Here is a 24,828-nt window from a genome sequence, read left to right as displayed (position 1 = left end):
AAAAGCCTACCCAAAACAACTCCTAATATCATAGCAATATTTAAGATGTATATCTGAACGAAAAGCGAGGCAAACAAATTTTAATTCTTACTTTTGAGCTCGGAATATATTTATAAAAAGCACTTTCTTTCATGGAAATACAAACTAACTTTTCTCTAAAAAACTATAATACTTTTGGTATCGAAGCCAAAGCAAAACAATTTATTGCAGTACACAGTACCGCCGAATTGACTGCCATTTTAGAACAAAAAAAAGCAGAGCGTAAATTCATTCTTGGTGGCGGTAGCAACATGCTTCTTACTAAAGACATTGATGCTTTAGTAGTTCATATTGACCTTAAAGGAAAAAGAATTGTCAATGAAAATGAAGATTATGTTTGGATCGAAAGTCAAGCTGGTGAGAACTGGCATGAATTTGTACTTTGGACCATTGACCAGAATTTTGGCGGACTGGAAAACATGTCGCTTATTCCAGGAAATGTAGGAACAACTCCCGTGCAAAATATTGGTGCATACGGAACCGAGATGAAAGATACTTTTGTTTCCTGTGACGCAATAACTATTGCAGATCAAGAATTAAAGACGTTCACAAAAGAAGAATGCCATTTTGGGTATCGAGAAAGCGTCTTTAAAAACGAAGCAAAAGACAAATATATCATCACATCAGTGGTTTTCAAACTTACAAAAAGAGACCACAAAATCAATATTTCTTACGGCGATATCACAACCGAATTAGCCAAAAATAACATTAGCAATCCTAGCTTGAAAGAAGTAAGCGATGCGGTTATTGCTATTCGAAAAAGCAAATTACCCGATCCTAAAGAATTAGGAAATAGCGGTAGTTTTTTTAAAAATCCGATCCTTTTAAAATCTGATTTCGAAAAAATACATCAGCAATTTCCTGAAATGAAATATTATGATGTCTCCACAACCGAAGTAAAAGTTCCTGCAGGATGGCTTATCGAACAAGCCGGATTTAAAGGAAAACGATTTGGAGACGCAGGAATCCATAAAAACCAAGCTTTGGTTTTAGTGAATTATGGGAATGCAACGGGACAAGAAATCCTTACGGTTTCAAAGCTTATACAAGAAACGATTTTCACCACTTTTGGTATCCACATTGAAGCCGAAGTGAATGTAATTTAAAATAATTAATCAAACCTATAAGTCAATATCATGTACACTCCAGACCTTTACAAAAATGAAAACCGAGACGACATACATGCATTTTTACAAGAAAATAGCTTTGGTATCCTTATCAATCAAACGCAAGGCAAGTTAACGGCAACCCACATCCCACTAGAACTTGAAACTGACAAGGAAGGGAATAGTATTTTATACGGACATCTTTCTAAAGAAAATCCACAATGGAAAGGCTTCACTGAGAACGACGAGATATTAGCCGTTTTCTCCGGCCCACATTCCTACATTTCTTCCTCTTGGTACGATCATGAAAATGTTCCTACTTGGAATTATATTGCAGTACATGTCTATGGAAGAATTAAAATTGTCGAAGGAGAAGCAGTCGTTGAATCCCTAAAAAAATTAGTGGACAAATATGAAAAGGCATCTAAAAATCCTGTTCGAGTGGAGGATCTATCCAAAGAAACGATGATGCAAGCTAGTGGAGTTGTCGCTTTTGAAATTGAAATTACCGAAATTCAGGCGACAAAAAAACTATCGCAAAATAGGGATGATAAAAATTATCAAAATATCATCTCAGAATTAGAAAAAACCAAAGAAAATCAATCAGTTGCAGTAGCAAATGAGATGAAAAAATGCCCTCGGTAATTTTTTAAAAAATCAATAATTTATAATTTATAAATACTAATTCTATTCATACCTTTGCACCCGATTCAACAACACAAAAACTCAGATGCTTATTATAATTCTTTACTTTTTTATTGCTGTCGTTTTCATTCAGCTTTTTTATTATTTAGGTGTTTTTGGAAAATTTGCTTTCGCAAAAGCACAAAAAGTAACACCCAAAAGACTTTCGATTTCAGTTATTGTCTGTGCTAAAAACGAAGAAGACAACATAGTGGAGTACATCCCGCTACTTGCTGAGCAAAACTACCCTGATTATGAAATTGTCTTAATTGATGACGCTTCTAGTGATGCTACTTTAGAAATATTCGAAGGTTTTGAAAAACAGTACCCAAATATCCGTTTGGTAAAAGTTAAAAACAACGAGGCTTTTTGGGGAAATAAAAAATACGCATTGACTTTAGGAATAAAAGCAGCCAAAAACGAATATTTATTATTTACTGATGCTGATTGCTACCCTACTTCAAAAGAATGGATTACAGCGATGAGTTCCCAATTCACCATGCAAAAAACGATTGTGTTAGGCTATGGCGCATACGAGAAAATCAACAAATCTTTTCTTAACAAATTAATGCGTTTTGAAACTTTACTCACTGCTATGCAATACTTTTCTTGGGCAAAATCAGGACGACCTTATATGGGAGTAGGCCGAAATTTAGCCTACAAGAAAGAAGAGTTTTTTAACGTAAACGGGTTTATAAACCACATTCAGGTACGCTCTGGTGATGACGATTTGTTTATCAATCAAGCCGCAACTTCAAAAAACACTACTATCGCCTACACGCCAGAAAGTTTCACCTATTCGAAACCAAAAACTACTTATAAGGATTGGATTATCCAAAAAAGAAGACATGTTGCTACGGCAAGCTATTATAAAAAATTAGATAAATTTCAATTGGGACTTTTCTACTGTTCCCAATTACTTTTCATTTTACTACCCATTATCTTGTTGTCCTTTCAGTTTTACTGGATTGTGGTATTGAGTTTAATTTTTGTTCGATACGCGGCTGTTTGGACAGTTGTTGGTTTTTCGGCGGCTAAATTAAAAGAGAAAGATTTAAAATACTGGTTTCCTATTGTCGAATTAATACTTATATTCACACAAATCAATATCTTTATTACGAATACTTTCTCAAAACCGGTAAATTGGAAATAAATAATCAAATCGAAAAAGCAAAACAAGGCGATCAAGCGGCCTTTACTTTTCTATTAAATTACTATTGGAATGAAGTTTATGGCTTCATGTTGAAACGTACCGAAAACGAGACTAATGCCGAGGACATTACCATTGAGACGTTCTCAAAAGCGTTTGACAAAATCGCGACTTACAATCCTGAATTCCAGTTTAACACCTGGCTAATTAGTATTGCTAAAAATGTACACATCGATTTACTACGTAAAAAAAAGTCCAGCCTTTTTATCGAAATTACAGATCAAGAAGATCAGAAAGCGTATAATATTGCAGACACCACTCCATCTAAGGAAGACGAACTGATTACAGAACAGAATCTTTCTCAACTCTTGCGTTACATAAAAGAGCTAAAACCCCATTACCAAGAAGTAATCCAGTTGCGCTATTTTCAGGAAATGAGCTATCAGGAAATTGCTACTAAAATTAATGAGCCTTTAAGCAACGTAAAAATTAAACTCCTTCGTGCTAAAAAATTATTGGCAGAAATTATTAGAGACAAAAGATAAATCACAATCTACTCTGTTAAAAATTAAATAATAAAACTTAATTTTATTGTTTATATAAATTATTTTTCGAATAATTAACACATTACATAATAAAATTCTTATTATTGACGTTAGAACTTAAAAACACTACACGCTTATGATTTAACTGATACCTAACCATTAAATCCATAAATTATGTCAAAACTAAGTCTTTACGAGTCCAACTGGATTAATCTAGTTTTCGAAAACAAAAACAAAGAATACGGGGCATATCAACTGCGTCAAGAAAGCGTAAAAACTTCTTTATTTGCACTTTTTATTGGTATATTATTATGCGCTTCTCTGGTAGGAATTCCAAAAATAGTAAGTCTAATTAATCCTGCAACAAACGTACATGCAGCAAATCCTGGAAGTATCGATCAAATTATTGAGGTGACTAAAATTTTTCCCAATCAAGTTAAACAAATTGAAGCACCCGTTCTACCGAAAGCTATCCAACAAAAACCAAGTGTCGTTATTGAAAAACACCAACTTAAAAACCCTACAATTGTTCAGGCTACGCTCGCGACTCCAGATATTGCAACCAATATTGAAAACCCGCTTACGGTAAATAATAATCCTGATGGTAATGGGATTATTGGTACAAATCCAGTCGCATCGCAAGGAACGGGATATGGAAGTCCTGCAATAGCTGATTATGGGAATACGGTTGTGGCTAGCACCCTTTTGGACAAAATGCCAGAATACCCCGGTGGAATTGCTAAATTCTACGCCTACATTGGTAAAAATTTTGAAAGCCCAGAAATAAACGGAGAAAGAAGCATTCGTGTTTATGTTTCTTTTGTGGTCGAAAAAGACGGAAGCATGACTGATATACAAGTAAAAAACGATCCAGGTTATGGATTGGGGAAAGAAGCAATTCGGGTTCTAAAATCGTTGAGAACCAAATGGGCGCCTGGAATGATCGATTCAAAAGCTGTGCGAACAGCTTACAATTTACCCATTGTTGTTCAACTGAATTAAACTTCGACAGAAAAGCAGAATCACTTGATTCTGCTTTTTTTTATGTTTATCGAAAGCAACAAAACTCCTATACCCCTTTTACTTCTCTAGCGCTGATAGGAATAAATACCTGCAAACTACAGCCACACAGAAAAATCACAGAGAATTGCGCAAATAATTAATATAAATCTCGCTTCAAGCTTCGCGCCCGAAACACCCTATTTTAAATCAACATTCCTTATATTTGCAGTCTTAAAATTGATTTATGGAAACTGTTTTAGAAAATACTTTACCTGTTCAAAAACCAAAATGGTTGAAGGTAAAACTCCCGATAGGACAAAAATACACTGAACTAAGAGGCTTAGTCGATAAATATAGTTTGAATACGATTTGCGCATCAGGAAGCTGCCCTAACATGGGCGAATGCTGGGGTGAAGGTACCGCTACATTTATGATTTTAGGAAATACATGTACCCGTTCTTGTGGTTTTTGTGGTGTAAAAACTGGAAGACCAGAAACAGTAGATTGGGACGAACCTGAAAAAGTAGCACGTTCGATAAAATTAATGAATATCAAACATGCTGTAATTACCAGTGTCGATAGAGATGACTTAAAAGATGGCGGATCTATTATTTGGATCGAAACCGTAAAAGCCATTCGTAGAATGAATCCAACTACGACTCTAGAAACTTTGATTCCTGATTTTCAAGGTATCGAAAGAAATATAGACCGAATTGTAGACGCAAATCCTGAAGTAGTTTCACATAATGTAGAAACAGTACGCAGACTAACTCGTGAAGTACGTATTCAAGCAAAATATGACCGAAGCTTAGAAGTTTTAAGATACTTGAAAGAAAAAGGAATCAATAGAACAAAGTCGGGGATTATGCTTGGTCTTGGCGAACAAGAAGAAGAAGTTTTCCAGACCATGAGAGACCTTCGGGATGCTAATGTGGATGTAGTAACCATTGGTCAATATTTACAACCAAGTAAAAAACACTTGCCAGTTAAAGAATTCATAACTCCTGATCAATTTGCTATCTATGAAAAATACGGATTAGAATTAGGATTCCGTCATGTAGAAAGTGGTCCGTTAGTTCGCTCTTCTTATAAAGCACAAAAGCACATTCTTTAAAAAAACGTTTCAAGTTTAAGGTTTCAAGTTGAGCGACTTTAAACCTGAAACTTTAAACTTTAAACAAAATCTATTGAAAACAAGAATTGCCATTAACGGTTTTGGAAGAATTGGTCGAAATCTATTTCGATTGCTTTTAAACCATACTACTATTGAAGTTGTTGCTATAAATGACATTGCCGATACAAAAACGATGGCTCATTTATTAAAATACGACAGTATTCACGGTGTTTTACCATACAAGGTAAGCGCAGATCAAAAAGGTATTCTTGTAGAAGAAAATCACTTTTTATTTTTTCATGAGAAACAAATTTCAAAATTAGACTGGAAAAGTTTGAATATCGATTATGTAATCGAATCAACTGGGAAATACAAAACTTTTGAAGAAATCAATGCGCATATAATAGCAGGAGCTAAGAAAGTAATCCTATCCGCTCCCTCTGAAGTAGATAGTATTAAAACTGTTGTTATTGGTGTAAACGATCATATTCTTGATGGTACCGAAAAAATTATTTCTAACGCCAGTTGCACTACAAATAATGCAGCACCGATGATGAAGGTAATAGATGAGCTATGTGGCATAGAACAAGCTTATATCACTACCATTCACTCTTACACAACAGACCAAAGCCTGCACGATCAACCCCATAAAGATTTACGCAGAGCCCGCGGTGCGAGTCAATCCATTGTCCCTACAACAACTGGAGCCGCTAAGGCATTAACAAAAATTTTTCCTACATTAGACAACAAAATAGGTGGTTGTGGTATTCGTGTACCCGTTCCTGATGGATCATTAACAGATATTACATTCAACGTAAAGCGTGCCGTTACAATAACTGAAATCAACGAAGCATTTAAGTTCGCTGCCGAAAATAATTTAAAAGGGATCTTAGATTACACCGAAGACCCAATCGTTTCTGTAGATATTATTGGAAACAGAAATTCATGTGTGTTTGATGCACAGCTTACTTCGGTGATTGATAAAATGGTAAAAGTCGTGGGATGGTACGACAATGAAATAGGCTATTCGTCTAGAATAATAGATTTAATAGTGTTGACAAAAGAATAAAAATAGCTTAGAAAAATAAACAACAGATGAGATACCTTTTGGTTTATATGTTTTTTATTCATTCCTTTCTCTATTCACAAAAAAAAGTGGATACTGATAGCATATCCCATTATACTGAGCAGGCGAATTCTAGCATCAAAGAAAACAATTATAAAAATGCACTTTTTTTTACTCAAAAAGCAATAAATTATTGCGAGGTCCAGCTTAAAAAGGAAGCTCAAGCCATCCAAACTTTTAATTTAGGTAAAATTTACTACGACCTCAGTAAATACAGTGATGCAAACGAAATTTTTACTGAAAGTATTTCACTATTCGAAGGCTTACCTCCTTCAACTCAGGTCGCAAATAGCTACTATTACCTTAGTCTTTCCTCTATTGGCACAAAAAACTACAAAGCAGCTGAAAATTCGCTTAATAAAGCATTATCCATCTATAAAACTTTAAATATTCAACCTAATGAAGACATCGTCAATCTTCAAAAAGGAATTATTTATAAAGCGTATAAGAATTACAATGCGGCATCATTTTGTTTTAATTTGGTTATTTCTAAACCGGACAGTCCTGAAATTTTAGACGTTAAAGCGGAAGCGCTTTATCAAATTGGACTAATAGAAGAGATCAATAAACGAAATAATTTAGCCTTAAACTACTATAATAAAGCCTTAGAATTAAATGCCAAAAACGACAATCTAAAGCAAAAATCGGATATTTTGCTAGCGCTGAGTTCCGTTTATGGTAATATATTAAATAAAAGTACTGCTTACTCCTATCTACAGCAGCATTTGAATCTTAAAGAAAGTATCTCGATTTCGAACAATGAAAAACTTGGCATTGATGATTATGAGAATTTTAAGGAAACGCAGCGACTAGAAAAGATAGAGCGAATTAACAAAAAAATTGCGGAAGAGGAAAAAAACACCAAATTCTCTAAGCTGATTAATATCCTTGCCATTGCGTTAATTTTAATTCTATCCCTATTGAGTTTGTCTTTATACAAGAACAATATCATTAGAAATAAATCGAATTTATTACTACACGAAAAGAACACCGAGTTAATAATAGCAAAAGAGAAAGCTGAAAAAGCATCACAGGCAAGATTTGAATTTTTATCTACCGTTAGCCATGAACTTAGAACGCCACTAAATGCTATAAACGGTATCACTCATTTATTACTGGAAGAAAACCCTAAGAAGTCACAGTTACATTATTTATCATCTTTAAAATTTTCTGGAAACTATCTAACCACCTTTATAAATGAAATTCTAGAAATCAATAAAATCGAATCCAATACCGTTGAAGTAGATACTGTTAATTTCAATCTAAAACAGCTGTTAGAAGACATTAGAAATTCTTTGAAGGAAATCGCTTTAAAGAATAATAATACCTTTACATTTAACATTGATGAAACCATCCCAGATCATTTGATAGGAGATCCAACGAAATTGTCGCAAATTTTCATGAATTTAATAAATAATTCTTTAAAGTTTACCAAGAACGGGAACGTCACGATCCAAGCTAAATTACGATCCCATATAGATGATACTGCGGTACTCTCATTTGAAATTATTGATACTGGTATTGGGATTTCACGCGATAAATTAGACACGATTTTTGAAAGTTTCTCCCAAGGATCTGTCGAAATAAATCGAAAATATGGAGGGACTGGATTAGGGTTAACAATCGTAAAAAAACTAACTAAAATTCTTGGCGGACAAATTAAAGTCGAAAGTATTTTAGGCAAAGGCTCTGTCTTTTCATTTCAATTAGAATTTACAGTAAACGAGCAGCATTCATCAGATAGTCCCATAATTAAAAATTATGATGAATCAATTTTTGCAAATAAAAACATCTTAGTGGTTGAAGACAATAAGATCAATCAGATGATAGCAAAAAAAATGGTGCTAAATAAAGGCATGAAATGCAAAATTATTGATAACGGAGAAGAGGCAATTGAAAAAGTCAGAAACCATAAGTTTGATTTAATTTTAATGGATGTCCATCTTCCAGGAATAAACGGTACAGTGGCGACTAAGAAAATTAGAGAATTTGATATTTTAACTCCTGTAATAGCCGTAACTGCAATTTCACTGAACGAAAACAGAGAAATGCTATTATCATTTGGAATGAACGATGTTATAACAAAACCATTCGATCCTGAATATTTCTACGCTGTTATTGCGGAACAATTAGACAAAGTTAATACCTAACGATCAACTCCTTAATCAATCTTCTTACATTTGGCTCTGCATTTTGAGCCGCTTCTAACACTTCGTCATGGGAAATTGAATCAATATTATCCTCGTCTCCAATGTCTGTAATTACAGAGATTCCAAAGGTTTCTAAATCCATGTGACGGGCAACAATAACTTCTGGTACAGTAGACATTCCTACACAATCAGCGCCTAGGATTTTTACCATTTTATATTCGGCCAAGGTTTCAAAACTAGGTCCTTGTAGACCTAAATAAATTCCGTCTTTAACTTCAATATTTAATTCTGTAGCAAGTTCTTTTGCTTTAGCTATCATTTTCCTCGAATAAGGCTCACTCATATTTACAAATCTCGGACCAAAACGTTCGTCATTTACACCACGCAACGGATGCTCTGGCGTAAAATTGATATGATCCTTAATAATTATAATTTCACCTATTTTATAATTGGGATTTACTCCCCCAGAAGCGTTAGAGACAATTAGTTTTTTAACTCCCAAAAACTTCAAGACACGCACCGGAAAAGTCACTTCTTTCATCGAATATCCCTCGTAGAAATGAAAGCGTCCTTGCATGGCCACCACCTTTTTATCGCCAATAGTTCCAAAAACCAGAGCCCCTTTATGTCCCTGAACTGTAGATACAGGGAAATTCGGTATTTCATTATAGGGCAATGTAAATTCAATCTTAATGTCATCCGTAAAACTTCCTAAACCAGAACCTAATATAATTCCATATTCAGGATTGAAGTGGTTTACTTTATTGATGTAACTTACCGTTTCTTGTACTTGTTCCCACATAATTCATGATTGTTTTTCTAAAGTCATTATCTCTTGCAAGAAACTGACTTCTTATTGGTAAATAAAAAAGTTGATCGGCGGGAATTCTTCCCTGCAAGCGCACATAATCCTTCTCAGTCGTTATTATGATCTTATTTAGCGATTTATTTTTAATGTCTATAATATCGCTTTCACTAAAATGATGATGATCTGGAAAACTCATACAAACATCCTTTTCAGCTTTTAAATATTCGAAAAAAGAGCCAGGTTTTGCAATTCCAGCCAAAAGTAACTTATCACTACTCTTGATGTCTTTTACTGCTTTTACTCCCGTTTCTGAGTAAATAAATTCATCGTAAGCAATGGTCGTAAAATATAATTCTTGGTTTACACCAATTTTTAATTTGGTTTTAATGCTAGCCATCTCCACTTCTGAAAGATCTGCAGGACATTTTGTTACAACTATAACATTGGCTCTCTTGGCTCCACTTCTACTTTCTCTTAAGTTTCCTGCAGGAAGTATAAAATCATCACTGTACAAATCACCATAAGAGCTAAGTAAAATATAATAACCTGCTTTCACTTTGCGATGTTGGTAAGCGTCATCCAACAAAATTACTTCTGGTTTTTGCGATTGTGAGAGCAATTGTTCAATTCCGTTCTTTCGATTCGCATCAACAGCAACTTGAATATTCTTAAATTTCGTGTAGAATTGAAAAGGTTCATCCCCTAGTATTTCAGCATTAGAAGTCTCGTCAGCTAAAATAAAACCCGCGGACTTTCTCTTATATCCCCTACTTAATGTAGCTACTTTGTATTGTTCAGACAGCAGTCTAATCAAGTACTCAATTTGCGGTGTTTTACCAGTACCGCCCACACTGAGGTTTCCCACAGCAATAATAGGCAGATCAAAACTATAAGATTTAAAAATTCCTTGATTAAATAGAAAATTCCTAATACTCGTAATGAAACCATATAAAATAGCAAACGGAAAGAGTATTTTGCGCAATAAAATCATTATAGAATTGTAAAAAATTGAACACGAATTTAACGAATTAATTCCTTTCTATTTCCATTTCGAAGCAGAACTTAAGCTTTATCTTTAAGAAGTATTTATTTGAACTCTCTAAAGAATTGAATAAGAAATGTAATTTCGAAAAAGTATTACATTTTAAAATAGTTCGCTACCTTAAAAACCTTCTTTAAAAAAACAAAACAAGTTTAAATTCAGAAAACTATACTTTGTATTCTGAATTTAAACTTGTTTTTTTAATCTTGAAAACCAACTAATAGATCGAATTTGAATCTATGCATTCATTTCCCCAGCTATTAGTTTTCCTTTAAAGAAAACGCCTTCTCTTTTAGGTAGACGCGCAACTGCTTCTGCAGAACAACTGGCTTTTACCAAAATAAAATTGGCTTCAGCATCCACCGTAGGCCATACCCGAGCACCAGCATCATTAAGTGGCAATATCTCGTTAGTAGTAGCAATATGTAAGGCGCGACTTAGACTATACTCGTCTGTCCAACCGTAAAGTTGGGCACATAATTTTGCTTTTTCAAGCATATCACAATTTCCAAAAGGTTGCCAATGATCTACGATACTATCAGTACCAGTCATTAATTTTACACCGTGCTTTTTTAAAGTTGGAATTGGCATTATTGTGCGGCCAATAGGCACTGTAGAAACCACTCCAATACCAAGTACCCCCATTTGTTCAGCCATTTTTTCTAATTCGTTTGCTTCCATTCTGGCAAGAGCAAAGCCGTGACTTATGTATGTTTTTCCCTGTAGCTGTTTATTCTCTTCTGTTTTTTTAATGATGTATTCTATGGCGGCTTTACCTGTTGGTAACCCTTCATGCAAGTGAATATCAATTCCTTTATTGTTGTCAATTGCAATTTGAAACATGGCATCAAGAGATTTCTCAAGATTACCATCGACAGTCGTTGGATCTAGGCCACCAATAAAGTCAACACCCATTTTTGCAGCTTCGCGCAACAGCGACTCTGACTGGGAATACAAAATTCCATGTTGTGGAAAAGCGACAATTTCCCAAGCAAAACTATCCTTATTTTTATCTAATGCTGCTAATAAATGCTCTAAACTTTTTAACCCGCTTACGGGATCAATATTAGTCTGGCAACGAGCAAAATAAGTACCTTGGCTTTTCATCAGTTCTATCGCTTCTTCGGCTTTGTGTTGGGAATCTGTCAATAACTGTGGAATAATTTTTTCCTCCAATACAATCATATCTTTCACTGTATACCCTTTTCTTGGTGCCGCATTCCATTTCCCACCATAAAATGTTTTATCAATATGAATGTGCATATCACGCAATCCCGGAAGCATTAAAAAACCTTTGGCATCGATTGTCTTCAGCTTTAAATCAAGTTTGCCTTTTACAATCTTTTTGATTTTGCCATCGGAAATATGCAGGTTATATAAGGCTGTATTTGTGGCTATGACTTCCTTTTTTTCGTTGTACTCAAACCCTTCTTCCAGTCTTACATTCGTTAAAATATAATCTTTTAAAGCAGCTGTGTTTGTATCCTCAGCTCCCTGTGGTGTCATTGCTGAAGTACCAATACCTGAGAATAATGCAGCTCCAGTAGCGGCTGCACTCAATCCTAAAAATCTTTTTCTACTAATATGATTCTGTTCCATTTTTATCTTTTAATTATTTTGCTCCCGCTTTTTCTAATAATTTCACCATCTCAGCGTATCCTTGCTTCTTTGCAAGTCTCAAAGGTGTCATTCCGTTTTTATCCGCTATGTTTATATCACAGCCGCCTTCGATCAAGGCAGCTACTATATCAATATGAACTTGACCTCCATCACTCAACAAAACAGCTTCTAATAAGGCAGTCCATCCAAGATTGTTTATATGATCTTTAGGAAAACCCGCAGTATTTACCAATAGTTTTACAATTTCTAAATGTCCTTTTTCAGCAGCAGGAATTAGTGCCGTACCTCCGTAGCGATTGTATATCTTGAAATTTGCACCATTATTCAATGCCATTTTTACAATCTCCAAGTTACCTTCGGCACCAGCGTATAAAAAAGGACTGTTTTTAATTCCATCCTGAGCATTGACGTCGGCTCCAGCGTTTATAAGCAATACGGCTATTTTGTTATCACTTTTATAAACTGCTTCCATCAGTGCTGTTCTCCCCTTATCATTTTTCAGTTCTAATGATGGCTTATCTTCTAAAATCTTTGCCAGCATTGTTGCATCGCCACGATCAACAGCTTCAAAAAGCGCTTTATTTAAATCCATATCCTCTAATTTTAATTCTGTTTGTTTTGATGAGCAACCCAAAATTAACACAATGACTAAAATCAACTTGCTTAATAAAACGCTCCTATTTCGTTTCCTTGTCATAACTCATTTCTTTTTGAATTAATAAAACTGATTCTTTACCAGAAAAGCAACTTGCACTTTCTTTTATGTGCACACATTTTTAGTAATTTTTATCAATTACAAAAATCGATTAGAAAATCAATATTGAATGGTATTATTAGTGGTAAGGATGGTAAAATTTATAACTTTCTCTAAAATCGCTCGGTGACTCCCCTGAAAGTTTTTTAAACACTTTGCTAAAATAGCCATTGTCATTAAAACCCAGTTGGTATGCGATTTCTTTCATGGATAAGTTAGTACTGGCAAGCAAGCGCTTAGCTTCCAGCATGCTTCTGTCTTTTATAAAATCTCCTGCAGCCGTTTTTAAATATTTTTGAGACAGGATGTTTAGATAGTTAGCTGTGATCTTTAGCTGCGTGGCATAAAACTTTACCGCGGGTTCTTGATGAAAATGCACTTCTACTAACTCAACGAATTTTTGTATTAATTTTTCAGGTCTGACAACACTATCGCGTTCTGGAAATTGAATTAGATAATTTTTTTCCAATAACTTAAGCAATAAATGCAGCTGAAGCGCTACAATTTCCTTTGTCACTATATCATTATTAGGAAGTAACCCTTCTATATCGTTAAGCTGTTTTATAAACTCTTGGAAAACTGTTTCTGTTAACGAAATACAGGATAAGGAACTGGGTTGAAAAAAAGAAAGTGGCGATAAATTATAAAAAATATTTACTATTTCGTTAGAAAGCATCAACTGAAACCCAGTAGTCCCCTCTTTAAGAGACCAATTGTGTATTTGTCCAGGTCGAACAAAATAAACCTGATTATCAGCAACTGTATAATGTGTGAAGTCGATGTCGTGAACTCCAGAGCCTCTTTCCACAAAAAAAACAAGAAAGAAATCGTGTTTATGGGGCTGCTCAAATTCATTTCGCCCCTTGACACTATGACGGAATAGGGTAACGCCCAAATTATCTTCGCCAAGTATATTACCAATAGATAAAGTAGGGAACGAAATTTTGCTCAACTGGTTTTATTTTTAATTATTTGCTTTCAAAAATAAAGAATTAAAGGAGACGGCACAAATAACCACGCTATCGATACATCTAAAAATGTAAAAACACTCTAGCATTATAAACTAGAGTGTTTGGGCAATAATTATAATAGGCATTTTTTTATAAGTCAGCCAGCAAAAACGATGTACCCTTATAGATCGATTAACGACGATTAATATTACAATATCTTTTATTCTGTATTCCTACAATAATTGGAAAAATCAGTTTTTGTCAAATATAGTTGTGTTCTTAATAACTCCTATCCTTCAACAGTTTACTGTGTTTATTGTGATCATTATTTCTCAACAGATTTATTCTTAATAGAAAAAATTATACTTGAAACACATCTTTCTTTTGAACAACTAATATTCAGCCGATAAAAGCAAATTTTCATCAACTTAATACAAAAGCCCCCCTTTTTCCACATAAAAATTTAGCTGCTGCATCATAGATGTGAAAAATAAGTTGAAAAATCTCCTTGTCTAAAAATTATATTAAAACTACTCGATCATTAGTTTAGTTGTTTTAGAGTTCCCTTTTTCATCAAAAAATTTAATTATATAAACGCCTGGCTTAAAGTTGCTGCTATTTATACTGACTTTTTCCTGATTACTTATGGGGTGGCTAAATAATTGCTGACCTGTTAAACTAAATATTTTAATATTTCCTTTTTGTTCTGTAGGAAGCGCAACAGTAAAAACATTTTTGGCCGGGTTTGGATACAGCCAAAAATCAGAATGCACTGGAGGAATACTATGTTCTAATTTTAAACTATTACTATTTTGATTTGTTAAAGCTTCCAGAGGAAATTCCTGGACGTTAGCATTCATTATGCTATTTAATGCTCTTAGAAGAGACAATTGGTTTGTATAATCGACATCAGTTGCCATATCCCAATACATCACACCAGCCAATTCCCTGTCTCTTACATATTTTGTTTTATTGATGATGGTTTGTTGACCATTATATGTGATGCTTTTAGACTGTAGCTGGCTAGTTGCTCCGCAACCGTTCCCAGTCGTTACGTTCACATCCATAGTTGCTTGATCTGATATAGGGTCAAGCGAGGGGAATTTATTTACAATCCCTTTATAACTGACCGTAATTTTGGAATTATCAGTAGTTACGCCATAAAATGGCAATCCCATGATGAGTTTTTGCGCAGGAAATCCATAAGCGAGCATGGCATCCACATTGTTTACAAATTCATTGTATGGATAACGATCGGGGCTTGGTCCATAAGACTGAATCGATACATAATCAAGAGCTGCTATTGCAGCCGGACTGATTTTATAGTACAAGGGATGTAGGGTTACACTAAAATTGGAAGTTGGACCTAAAATACTGTTCAAAGTCAATATAGTTGCGCTATAATCAGACCATTCCTGTGTGGTGGCACACCATTCAAAATCCAAATCTACCCCATCAAAACCATAGGTTTCTACAATGTTTTTCACTTTATTGGCAAAATTAATTCTAGCTGTCTCGGTCTTAATCATAGTTTTCCAATCCCCGCCGATAATTCCCAGACGAATTTCTACACCATCATATCCCGTCATTGTTTGTTTTAGGTCTTCTAAAACACTGATCCATGTTCTGGAATCCTTTGCTGGTTTTGAGGCATCATCGTATTTCCAGTAAGCAGCAGTTTTGGTTTCATTCCATGTATCTACTACTATTTGATTGTTCATCAGTGCATTAATCTCGCCGCTACTCAGACTAATTTGACTGACACTGGTTTCATCGAGTTTGCCGTCAAAGTTTACTCCTAATTCAAAATTTGATCTGATAAAGGGACCCGTTGTGGACAGTAAACCATCCCCATTTTTATAAGATATTGGTACAGCAAGCCCATCAACATATATTTTTACTTGTTGATAGGCGCAAGTATTTCCTGAATAAGTTACGGCAACGTGGTGCCATCCCCCTGTGGCAATTCCTGAATTATAGGCTGTTATATAATTAGCGGTCCCGTTTGAAAGGTGAAAGATCAATTGATTTGTGGCTGCCGCCCCTAACTGCAAATCAAAATTTTTAGTTGCCGATTCGTATTTTCTAAAAATACTGCTATTCTCCACCCATTGGTCAATATACACCCATGATGCAAAAGAAAAAGTTGCTGCCCCTCCATTCGCTTTATTGAGCAAATCTCTACCGCAATTCATTGAAGCCCCAATACCCAAAAAATCCATCACTCCATTTCTTGAATCAAAATTTGACATATAAGCGGCATTATTTAATACCCCATCATTGACGGGGAAATCAAAGAATAAATCCCCATTGGCATAAGGACTAGTTGCCATATATATTATATCATTATTGTTTCGAATATACTCCTCACTGATTTGGCCGCTTTCGTAAAAATTAGACCGTATATAACTACTGACAATCTTATACTTGAAGGTGTTATTATCCGTAACCGGAGAAAATGAAGCACTTGAGAGCGTACCATTATAATTGTTTTTTGTATTAATTACGGATGTAGCATTTTTGTCCATCTTCCAATAGGAAATCAGATTAGCATACAAAGGATGGTATTTATTAATCGTGTTCTTCCTATCAATATCTGATGCTGTTAGGGCATAATTCCACAGCCTAACCTCGTCAATCTTACCATTAAAGTTTTTTCCTAATTCAAAATCAGCTGTGGTGACAGGAGTTGTTGCAGCAAGCAATCCATTCCCGGAAGAATACCAAATGCCCGTGGTAGCTTGAGTACCGTTTATATAAATGCGGATCCTATTATAAGCGGACTTCGTACCATCATAAGCCATTACAATATGGTTCCATTGCCCCAGATTAATCGCTGAATTATCAAGAGCAGCATAAGTATTAGCACCGTTTGCCACATGAAAATACAATCTCTTAGTCGCTATAGGTCCTAACTGAAGATCAATTCTACTGGCTGTAGAAGCTGTTTTTCTAAAAATATAACTATTTTCATTCCATTGATTGATATATACCCAAGCTTCAAAAGAGAATTGATTGACTCCGTTTAATTCATTGATATTACCAAAGGAGGCCAGACTATTTGAAGTGCCCGAAAAGGAGATACTCTGGTTGATTGTCTGACTTTTTAGCAACTGATTAATCATCAGTAGGCAAGCAATAAGTAGCACTTTTTTCATCATTATAAATTTTATTTGTTAATAGTTCCATTATGGTATTTTTTGCCTATTGGGAACGAACTAATTTATTGGTGTTTGCAAAGGCAAGCTTGCTATTATAGTCCTTTTGGTAAATAATGTTTACTGGTTTATTATTCAGTCACAATTCATTTATGACACATTCTTTTCTGTAGATCATCAAACTTAATCCTCCGCCAAGATTTTTCTGGCATCCTGATCGTCATATTGGTCAATCAGCTTATGGAGTTCCAGTTTCATCTGGGCGGTGATTTTTTCATATTTCTTTTGCCCGTACAGATTATGCATCTCATTGGGGTCTTTCTTTAAATCATACAATTCCCAAGAACTAACTCTCTTGTAAAAACGAACCAATTTATAGCGCTTGGTTCTTACACCAAAATGGGGGGATACCGAATGTTCTCCATTTTCATAGTAGTGATAATAGATAGCATCACGTCCTTTGGCTTTTTTATCGGTAAACAAAGGCAACATCGATTTCCCTTGTTCGTCTTTTGGTATCGCAACACCCGCAGCATCAAGCATTGTAGGAGCAATATCTAAATTCATCACTAAATCATTAGAAACCGTTCCCGGCTTAATAACTCCCGGATAACGCATCACCATTGGAGTTCTAAAAGATTCTTCATAGATAAAACGTTTGTCAAACCAACCGTGCTCACCCAAATAAAACCCTTGATCCGACATGTAAATCACGATTGTATTTTCTGTTAGATTATTTTTGTCCAAATAATCCAAGGTGCGGCCAATATTTCTATCCAAAGAAACTGCGGTACTCAAATAATCGCGCATGTAGCGTTGAAATTTCCATTCTGTCAATTCTTTTCCCTTTAGATTACGAGCTTTGAAATCGGCTGCTATGGGCAAATAATAGTCGTCGAATTTTTTACGTTGTTCGGCGTTCATTCTACCTATTGTTCCTTCAAGAGTAGCTGCAGCATCGTCCTTAAAAACTTTAAGGTCGTATCCCATAACCATCGTTTCAGCTATTGACATATCCTGTACTTTGGCCGCTTCCCGGTTTTTATAATCATCATAAAAATTGTGAGGTAGAGGGAAGGTAACATTGTCAAAAGTTCCCATGTCTCTTGCATCTGGAATCCAAGTACGGTGTGTTGCTTTATGACCTATTACCAAACAAAAAGGTTTGTCTTTGTCACGGTTATCCAACCAATTTTCTGAAACATCTTCTACTATATCCGAAACGTAACCTTCAGTTCTCTTTTTGGTTCCGTCCATCATTTGGAAATCTGGATTGTAGTAGTGCCCTTGTCCAGGTAGAATTTGCCAATAATCAAAACCTTGTGGTTGGGATTCTAAGTGCCATTTTCCAATCCATGCCGTTGAATAACCTGAACCTTTTAGTTGTTTTATAAAGCTATCTTGACTTCCGTCAAAGTGAGAGTTCTCATTGTCCTTAAATCCATTTTTATGACTGTATTTCCCAGTTAAAATTACGGCACGACTTGGGCCGCAAATGGAATTGGTTACATAACCTTTATTAAATAGTACTCCTTCTTTAGCAATACGATCAATATTAGTGGTCTTTGCATATTTATTACCGTAAGCACTTATCGCCTGAAAAGCATGATCGTCAGAAATGATGATTACTATATTAGGTCTTTTTTTAGTTTCTGCTTTATTCTGCGCTAGTAATGGAGCAGAAAAAGAACATGCCAGTGCTAGAACTAGCGTTGATGTTTTAAATATTTTCATCTTTATTTATTTTTTCATTTGAATAGTTGCCATAGCATTTTGTAAACCTTCACTAGTTGCTGAAAGCGAAAAATCACCTTCCTTATCCATAGATTCTAAAATAATTTGGCATTTTCCGTTAAACAGGGAACGCTTCCAGTTACCATCTAAACATTTATCAGCCTCATGCGAACTTGGATCACCGTTTCCTACTCCTAAAATAGTTGCATTTCCATTTAATTTAAACTGAATCATATTCATTGCATCTGGAATTTCTCTTCCTTGTTTGTCAAGAACAGTTACATTGATTACAGAAACATCATTTCCGTCAGCAGTTATCGATTTGCGATCTGGTGTTAAAACAATTTGGTAAGGAGCAGTAGTAGTTTCGACAGCAGTGCGAATTGTTTTTCCATTTTTTGTACCGATAGCTTCTAATTTTCCAGGCTCATAAATAACATCCCATTCCAAATGTCCGTTGCGTGGCATAACTTTTTTACCAAGACTTTTTCCATTTAAAACTAGTTCGACTTCATCGGCATTACTGTTACACCATACATTTACTATGTCACCAGTTTTGTGACCGTTCCAATGTGGATAGATTTTAATAACGTCTTTATCCGTCCACCAGCTTTGGTAGTAATAGTAGGTGTTTTTAGGAAATCCGCAAACATCCATTATTCCAAAATGAGAATTTACATTTGGCCAGGTAAACGGTGTTGGTTCTCCACGATAATCAAAACCAGTCCAGACAAAACCGCCCATTAACCACGGTCTGTCTACGGTAAATTTCCACCATTCTTCGGCATTTTGTCCCCATCCTGGCTTATTCATGTCGTAATCTGGTAAATATCCTTTTTCTGGATCTTTTACATACATTCCTCTTGAACTTACCATACTTGAAACTTCGCTAAAAACGATTGGTTGTGTAGGATGTTCTTTGTGGTAATCATCTAATTCTTTAATGTGGTAGTTAAAACCTCTCACATCCATTTCCTGATTAATTCCTTTGAAATTAATTCCGTTATTTCCGCCATACGTACTCAAACGTGAAGGGTCTAATTCTCTTTGACGTTGTACTAAAGTATGCGCCATGCGTCGTCCTAAATCTGTGTTTTGAACCCCAGTTTCTTCGTTTCCTAAGCTCCAAAGCATAATGCTGGCATGGTTGCGGTCTCTTTTTACCAATCGCTCAAATTGGTCTAGATTTTCCTTACCCGTTCCGATCACACGAATCTCATCCATCACCATCATGCCCAGCTTGTCACAGGCTTCCAAAACTGATTTTGAAGGCGGATTATGGCTGCAACGGTACGCATTAACACCCATTTCCTTCAACAATTTAATTCTGTAATACACCAAAGCATCCGGCACTGCTGATCCTACGCCTGCGTGATCCTGATGCACACACATCCCTTTTATCTTCATCGATTCTCCGTTTAGAGAAAATCCTGTCGTAGCGTTATAATCAAAAGTTCGAACTCCAAATTCTGCTGAAATAGTATCAATTATTTTCCCGTCTTTTTTTACGATAGACACTAATCGATATAAATTAGGCGTGTTAAGACCCCACAATAGCGGATTTTTGATAGAAAAATTCTGTTCAACTTGTTGTGTTTCGTTGTTTTTTATCTTTAATTTCTCTGTTCTAGTTGGGGTAACTTGTGTTCCTTTGGCATCCATCACATAAGAAGATACCGTACATTCTGCAGTTTTACCTTCTTGATTTTTTACCGTTGTTTGAGCAACTACTTTTGCCTGTGATTTCTCTACTTTGGCATATACATAAACACCATATTCCGGTATGTGAACGGGAGTAAAAGTTTCTAAAGCTACATTTCTATAGATACCCGCTCCTTCATAAAACCAACCTTCATATTGAGTCGCATCAACGCGAAGAACGATTAAGTTTTCTTTGTCAAATTCGATAAAATCTGTGATATCGAAAGAGCTTTCGGTATAGCCACCAAAATTGCCTCCAATGTAATTATTGTTTACAAATAACTTAAAATCACGGTACACCCCTTCAAATCGAAGCACAAAACGTTGGCCTTCTTTTTCTTTATCTACATTAAAACGTTTTCTGTACCAACCCACGCTGTTCTCCGGGTAAAAACCACCAACAGGTCTGTAACCATGACTTTGAACGTCAAAATGCTTGTGGTATTCAAACGGTAGTTCAACTGCCCAATCATGAGGCACATTTACGCTGCGCCATTTGCTATCGTCAAATTTTGGAGATACTGCACCGCCACCGCCGCCAGCAATAGTAAAATTACGAACAATGCCGTAGCTGAAATCTTTTTCAGGATTACTAGCACTGCCTAAATGGAATTTCCAGTTTTTATTAAGGGATTCGGTTTGTCTCGATACAGCGGTTTCATACTTGTTCTGAGCAGAGGAGTCTTGTGCAAATAAGCATAAAATAACAATACAAATTCGCAATAAGTAGTTGTTTAAAAAAGAGATAGTCATATTTAAATAATTATAAGGTTCTTGTGTAATCTAACTTTAAAAAATTATCTGTTTCGTCCTGCGATACTCTTAAAACCTATACTGCCTGTTTGACATGAAAGTGTTACGTACCATTGTTTATTTGCCATATTCAATTTTAAAATTAATAGCAATCTTGTTTTTAAATTTATGTCCTCTTTTACGTGTATTAGAGCACTCAAACTAATTATAATCTTAGCTTATTAACTTACTCTACATACTTCCAAACCTTTACATAATCAATCCTCATTTCATAGGGGAAATTTTCTGTAGAAGTAACATTACCGGGCCAAAAATAAACGCCTGACTGCCCTTTATCTGCGCAAGCATAATTTAGAATAATATAAAAATCCGTTTCAAAGGGCCATCTTTTTGCAAACTCTCCTTTTGGCTCATGTACCATCGTTAATTCATTATTTACATAAAACTCTATTCGGTTAGGTAACTTTATTAAACTGTAGGTATTATATTCAGAAGGTGAAATTACAGGAGATTTAGCTGCTGAATTTTTTTTAGCTTCGCCATTAGTTTGATGCACAACCTGATGTATAAAAGCGTCATTATTCAAGCGTTCCATAATATCAATTTCACCAGCATTTGGCCATCCAGGATAGACTTCGTTTTGTGGCATTAGCCATATTGCAGGCCATCCACCTTGACCTGCCTTAGTAAATTTTGCTTTAACTTCAATTTTACCGTACTTAAAACTAAATTTGTCTTTAGTTTGTATAGCACCCGTTTCTGGATAATCAGTTTTGGAATTCCAACGCGCTCTAAGGTGTAGATTACCATCTTTAACTTCCGCCAATTTAGCATCGTCCATCACATACTTGTTCCAAGGAGATTTTCCATTTTTTGTTTGGTAGCTACTCCAATATTTTTTATTGTAGAATTTGCCATTAAATTGATCCTCAAAAACCAACTTATATTTTGGATCGATATTTTTTTCATCCAAATTTTTAGTGGACGAACAAGATATCAAACCACAATACAGAATCACTAGCCCTACTATTCTATCAAGGTATTTCAATTTCATATATTTTCATCTAATTTGCTTCATTTTGTAATTACCATTATAGTCCTTCCTATTTTGTGGGAATTTTGGTTAAAGCTTGCTAAATTAGGATACTGCAGCGGCTTTATAACACTCACTATATCAGAGTCCATAATTTTCAAAAATAGAAATTTTGAACATAACATTCCCTATTGAAAAGGCTAACTTTTAAGTTACAGCAGCGTTACATTAAGGTTACTAATGATCAATTTTAGATAAAAAACTTCCTAATTTATTTTGAAAACAAAGTTTAAATGTAACTTAGAAGTAGACCTCAACAATAGTAAAAAACGACTCTAATTAGATAAATTTGTAGGGTCAGCTATATTTAGAAGGTTAATATATTGTACTACCATCTAAAACAACTACTTCTAAAGATTTCCTCTCCATTCAAAATGAAGAAAGAATGCGTATAAGTCTAAAAAATGTAAACGCTAAAACATGTAATTAGTTTATTACACCCAAAGGTAAGAAGCTATGCTACTGCAATAAATTTAAATCTTTATATATAATCATGAAAAAAAACTTTCTTCTCTTAACGACTTTCTTATGTAGCTTGTTTATACAGGCACAGTTGATTCCAGCACCAGAACAGCTAACGTTTCAAAAAGGACAATTTATATTAGATAATTCAGTAGGAAGCATTGTCCTTGCAAAAAATAAAGTGGAAATAGCTAAACTTAGTAAATATCTTATTGAAAAAATTGAAACCGAAACAGCTGTTGTCGTTTCTTCAAAAAAAGAAAACAACAAAAATATTTTGTTTGAAATATTAAGTCAACCCAATGAAAATTTAAAAGAGGAAGGTTACATCTTGACTATTTCCTCAAAAGAAGTCCGTATCGCTGCCAATACCAAAGCGGGACTTTTTTATGGCATACAATCCCTATTGCAATATGTTATAGCAAATAATAAACAAACACCAATACAACTACCAAACCTCAGCATTTCTGATAAGCCCAATGTGGCATGGAGAGGAATGGTATTGGATGTAAGTAGGCATTTTTTCAATGTGAACACCATCAAAGAGACCTTAGATCTGATGGCATTTTACAAATTAAATGTGTTCCATTGGCATTTGACTGATAATGAAGGATGGCGTATAGAGATTAAAAAATACCCTAAACTTACTTCAGTTGGAGCTTGGCGAACAGAGATTCCTGGTAGTGTATTTTACAAAAAAGATGCTACTTACAGTAAAAAATTAGATGGCACGCCCTATCAATATGGAGGGTTTTATACACAAAAGCAAATTAAGGAAATTGTTGCTTATGCAAAAGAGAGAAATATTAATGTGGTTCCAGAAATTGATGTTCCTGGCCATTCTGGTGCGGCTTTAACGGCCTATCCCGAATTTTCTTGTGAAAAGCACCAACAAGATAGCCCAAATTCAACTTTGTGGAATGGAGCTGTAAACGTGGAAAATATAAACTTAAACTACTGTGCAGGACAAGAAGAAACTTTTCACTTTTTAGAGGATGTTTTTACCGAAGTTATGGCCTTGTTTCCATCAAAATACATTCATATTGGTGGCGATGAAGTTGATACCTCTTATTGGAAAAAATGTGATAAATGCCAAAAAAGAATGAAGGACAATAATCTAAAAGATGAACATGAATTGCAAAGCTATTTTATAAAACGCGTCGCTAATTTTTTAGAAAAGAACGACCGTCAACTCATTGGTTGGGACGAAATATTAGAAGGTGGATTAGCCGAAAATGCTACCGTAATGTCATGGCGTGGTGAAAAAGGAGGTATTAAAGCTGCAAAAATGAAACATGATGTTATTATGGCACCAAGTGATCCCTTTTATTTTAACAGATACCAGGATAAGCCAGAAAACGAACCCTTTGCGGCAGCTTATAGTATTAATACCTTAGAAAAAGTATATCAATACAATTTAATTCCTAGTCAGCTGTCTAAGGAAGAGCAAAAATACATTTTGGGGGGAGAATTTGGTGTTTGGACCGAATTTATTTCTTCGGTCGAGCATCTTGAATATATTTTGCTTCCTCGAATGCCGGCTTTTTCAGAAAATTTATGGTCTGTTAAAAAGCAAAAAGACTATACTAATTTTGTAGAACGCTTGAACCTTATGCATTTTGATTATTGGAAAGCAAACGGGAAGCGATTTCATCCAAAATTATACACAAAATCGAATTATTAATTCTTTATATTATAATATTAAAAAAAAATAAGATAGCTCAAGGTGAAGCCTAGAGGTAGTACTACCTAATTTTCAAATTTTATTTTTCACATTGAAAATCAATATAAGGGAAGGTTTCGATTATATATTCGAAGTCTTCCCTTTTATTATACA

General features: G+C 34.9%; 18 protein-coding genes. 9 read left to right on the top strand and 9 right to left on the bottom strand.

Features of this window, described 5'->3' with window-relative positions:
- Positions 1-131 precede the first annotated feature (131 nt).
- From murB to FQU23_RS08430, 8 genes are all read left to right on the top strand, one after another.
- Positions 132-1,145, top strand: coding sequence for a UDP-N-acetylmuramate dehydrogenase (murB, locus tag FQU23_RS08465; RefSeq protein ID WP_147673481.1), 1,014 nt, complete (start codon positions 132-134; stop codon positions 1,143-1,145).
- Between the two features lie 30 nt (positions 1,146-1,175).
- A complete protein-coding gene (locus FQU23_RS08460; protein WP_147673480.1) occupies positions 1,176-1,790 on the top strand; it encodes an FMN-binding negative transcriptional regulator in 615 nt (204 codons plus the stop codon).
- Between the two features lie 85 nt (positions 1,791-1,875).
- Entirely contained in the window at positions 1,876-2,982 is a 1,107-nt protein-coding gene (locus FQU23_RS08455) for a glycosyltransferase (protein ID WP_147673479.1), read from the top strand.
- Positions 2,973-3,524, top strand: coding sequence for an RNA polymerase sigma factor (locus FQU23_RS08450; protein ID WP_132110395.1), 552 nt, complete (start codon positions 2,973-2,975; stop codon positions 3,522-3,524). The genes FQU23_RS08455 and FQU23_RS08450 overlap by 10 nt, the downstream gene beginning before the upstream one ends.
- A 174-nt stretch (positions 3,525-3,698) precedes the next feature.
- Positions 3,699-4,526 carry an energy transducer TonB gene (locus FQU23_RS08445; RefSeq protein ID WP_147673478.1) on the top strand — a complete coding sequence of 276 codons (828 nt, stop codon included), beginning with the start codon at positions 3,699-3,701 and terminating at the stop codon, positions 4,524-4,526.
- A 244-nt stretch (positions 4,527-4,770) separates the two neighbouring features.
- Positions 4,771-5,640 (top strand): lipoyl synthase, encoded by an 870-nt coding sequence (gene lipA / locus FQU23_RS08440; protein WP_132110391.1) that lies wholly within the window; start codon positions 4,771-4,773, stop codon positions 5,638-5,640.
- 73 nt (positions 5,641-5,713) lie between these two features.
- Positions 5,714-6,709: a type I glyceraldehyde-3-phosphate dehydrogenase gene (gap, locus tag FQU23_RS08435; RefSeq protein WP_147673477.1), complete on the top strand. Its 996-nt coding sequence runs from the start codon at positions 5,714-5,716 to the stop codon at positions 6,707-6,709.
- Positions 6,710-6,735: 26 nt separating this feature from the next.
- Positions 6,736-8,916, top strand: a complete 2,181-nt coding sequence (locus FQU23_RS08430; RefSeq protein ID WP_147673476.1) for an ATP-binding protein — start codon at positions 6,736-6,738, stop codon at positions 8,914-8,916.
- Here the strand turns inward: FQU23_RS08430 and FQU23_RS08425 are convergent.
- The 9 genes from FQU23_RS08425 to FQU23_RS08385 form a co-directional block, all read right to left on the bottom strand.
- On the bottom strand, positions 8,906-9,718 hold the full coding sequence (locus FQU23_RS08425; protein ID WP_147673475.1) for a purine-nucleoside phosphorylase: 813 nt from the start codon (positions 9,716-9,718) through the stop codon (positions 8,906-8,908). The two genes, FQU23_RS08430 and FQU23_RS08425, sit on opposite strands and share 11 nt — an antisense overlap.
- Positions 9,678-10,715: a tetraacyldisaccharide 4'-kinase gene (gene lpxK / locus FQU23_RS08420; RefSeq protein ID WP_147673474.1), complete on the bottom strand. Its 1,038-nt coding sequence runs from the start codon at positions 10,713-10,715 to the stop codon at positions 9,678-9,680. Before lpxK ends, FQU23_RS08425 begins: the two co-directional genes overlap by 41 nt.
- A gap of 288 nt (positions 10,716-11,003) precedes the next feature.
- Positions 11,004-12,365 carry an amidohydrolase gene (locus FQU23_RS08415; protein ID WP_147673473.1) on the bottom strand — a complete coding sequence of 454 codons (1,362 nt, stop codon included), beginning with the start codon at positions 12,363-12,365 and terminating at the stop codon, positions 11,004-11,006.
- Between the two features lie 13 nt (positions 12,366-12,378).
- The gene (locus FQU23_RS08410; protein ID WP_245181088.1) at positions 12,379-12,978 is read right to left on the bottom strand and encodes an ankyrin repeat domain-containing protein; all 600 of its coding nucleotides are present in this window, start codon (positions 12,976-12,978) and stop codon (positions 12,379-12,381) included.
- 241 nt (positions 12,979-13,219) lie between these two features.
- Positions 13,220-14,092, bottom strand: a complete 873-nt coding sequence (locus FQU23_RS08405) for a helix-turn-helix domain-containing protein (protein ID WP_147673471.1) — start codon at positions 14,090-14,092, stop codon at positions 13,220-13,222.
- 528 nt (positions 14,093-14,620) lie between these two features.
- Positions 14,621-17,248: a LamG-like jellyroll fold domain-containing protein gene (locus FQU23_RS08400; RefSeq protein WP_165425746.1), complete on the bottom strand. Its 2,628-nt coding sequence runs from the start codon at positions 17,246-17,248 to the stop codon at positions 14,621-14,623.
- Positions 17,249-17,431: 183 nt separating this feature from the next.
- The gene (locus tag FQU23_RS08395; protein WP_147673469.1) at positions 17,432-18,982 is read right to left on the bottom strand and encodes a sulfatase; all 1,551 of its coding nucleotides are present in this window, start codon (positions 18,980-18,982) and stop codon (positions 17,432-17,434) included.
- Positions 18,983-18,988: 6 nt separating this feature from the next.
- Positions 18,989-21,436 (bottom strand): beta-galactosidase GalA, encoded by a 2,448-nt coding sequence (gene galA, locus FQU23_RS08390; protein WP_147673468.1) that lies wholly within the window; start codon positions 21,434-21,436, stop codon positions 18,989-18,991.
- A 226-nt stretch (positions 21,437-21,662) separates the two neighbouring features.
- Positions 21,663-22,490, bottom strand: a complete 828-nt coding sequence (locus FQU23_RS08385; RefSeq protein WP_147673467.1) for a glycoside hydrolase family 16 protein — start codon at positions 22,488-22,490, stop codon at positions 21,663-21,665.
- Between the two features lie 532 nt (positions 22,491-23,022).
- On the opposite strand from FQU23_RS08385, the gene FQU23_RS08380 reads away from it, so the two are divergent.
- Entirely contained in the window at positions 23,023-24,675 is a 1,653-nt protein-coding gene (locus FQU23_RS08380; protein WP_147673466.1) for a beta-N-acetylhexosaminidase, read from the top strand.
- The last annotated feature ends 153 nt before the right edge of the window (positions 24,676-24,828 follow it).

Source organism: Flavobacterium sp. XN-5 (assembly GCF_008033395.2).
Taxonomy (GTDB): domain Bacteria; phylum Bacteroidota; class Bacteroidia; order Flavobacteriales; family Flavobacteriaceae; genus Flavobacterium; species Flavobacterium hiemivividum.
The sequence above is the reverse complement of the archived record's forward strand: the minus strand, read 5'-3'. Positions and strand labels throughout refer to the sequence as shown.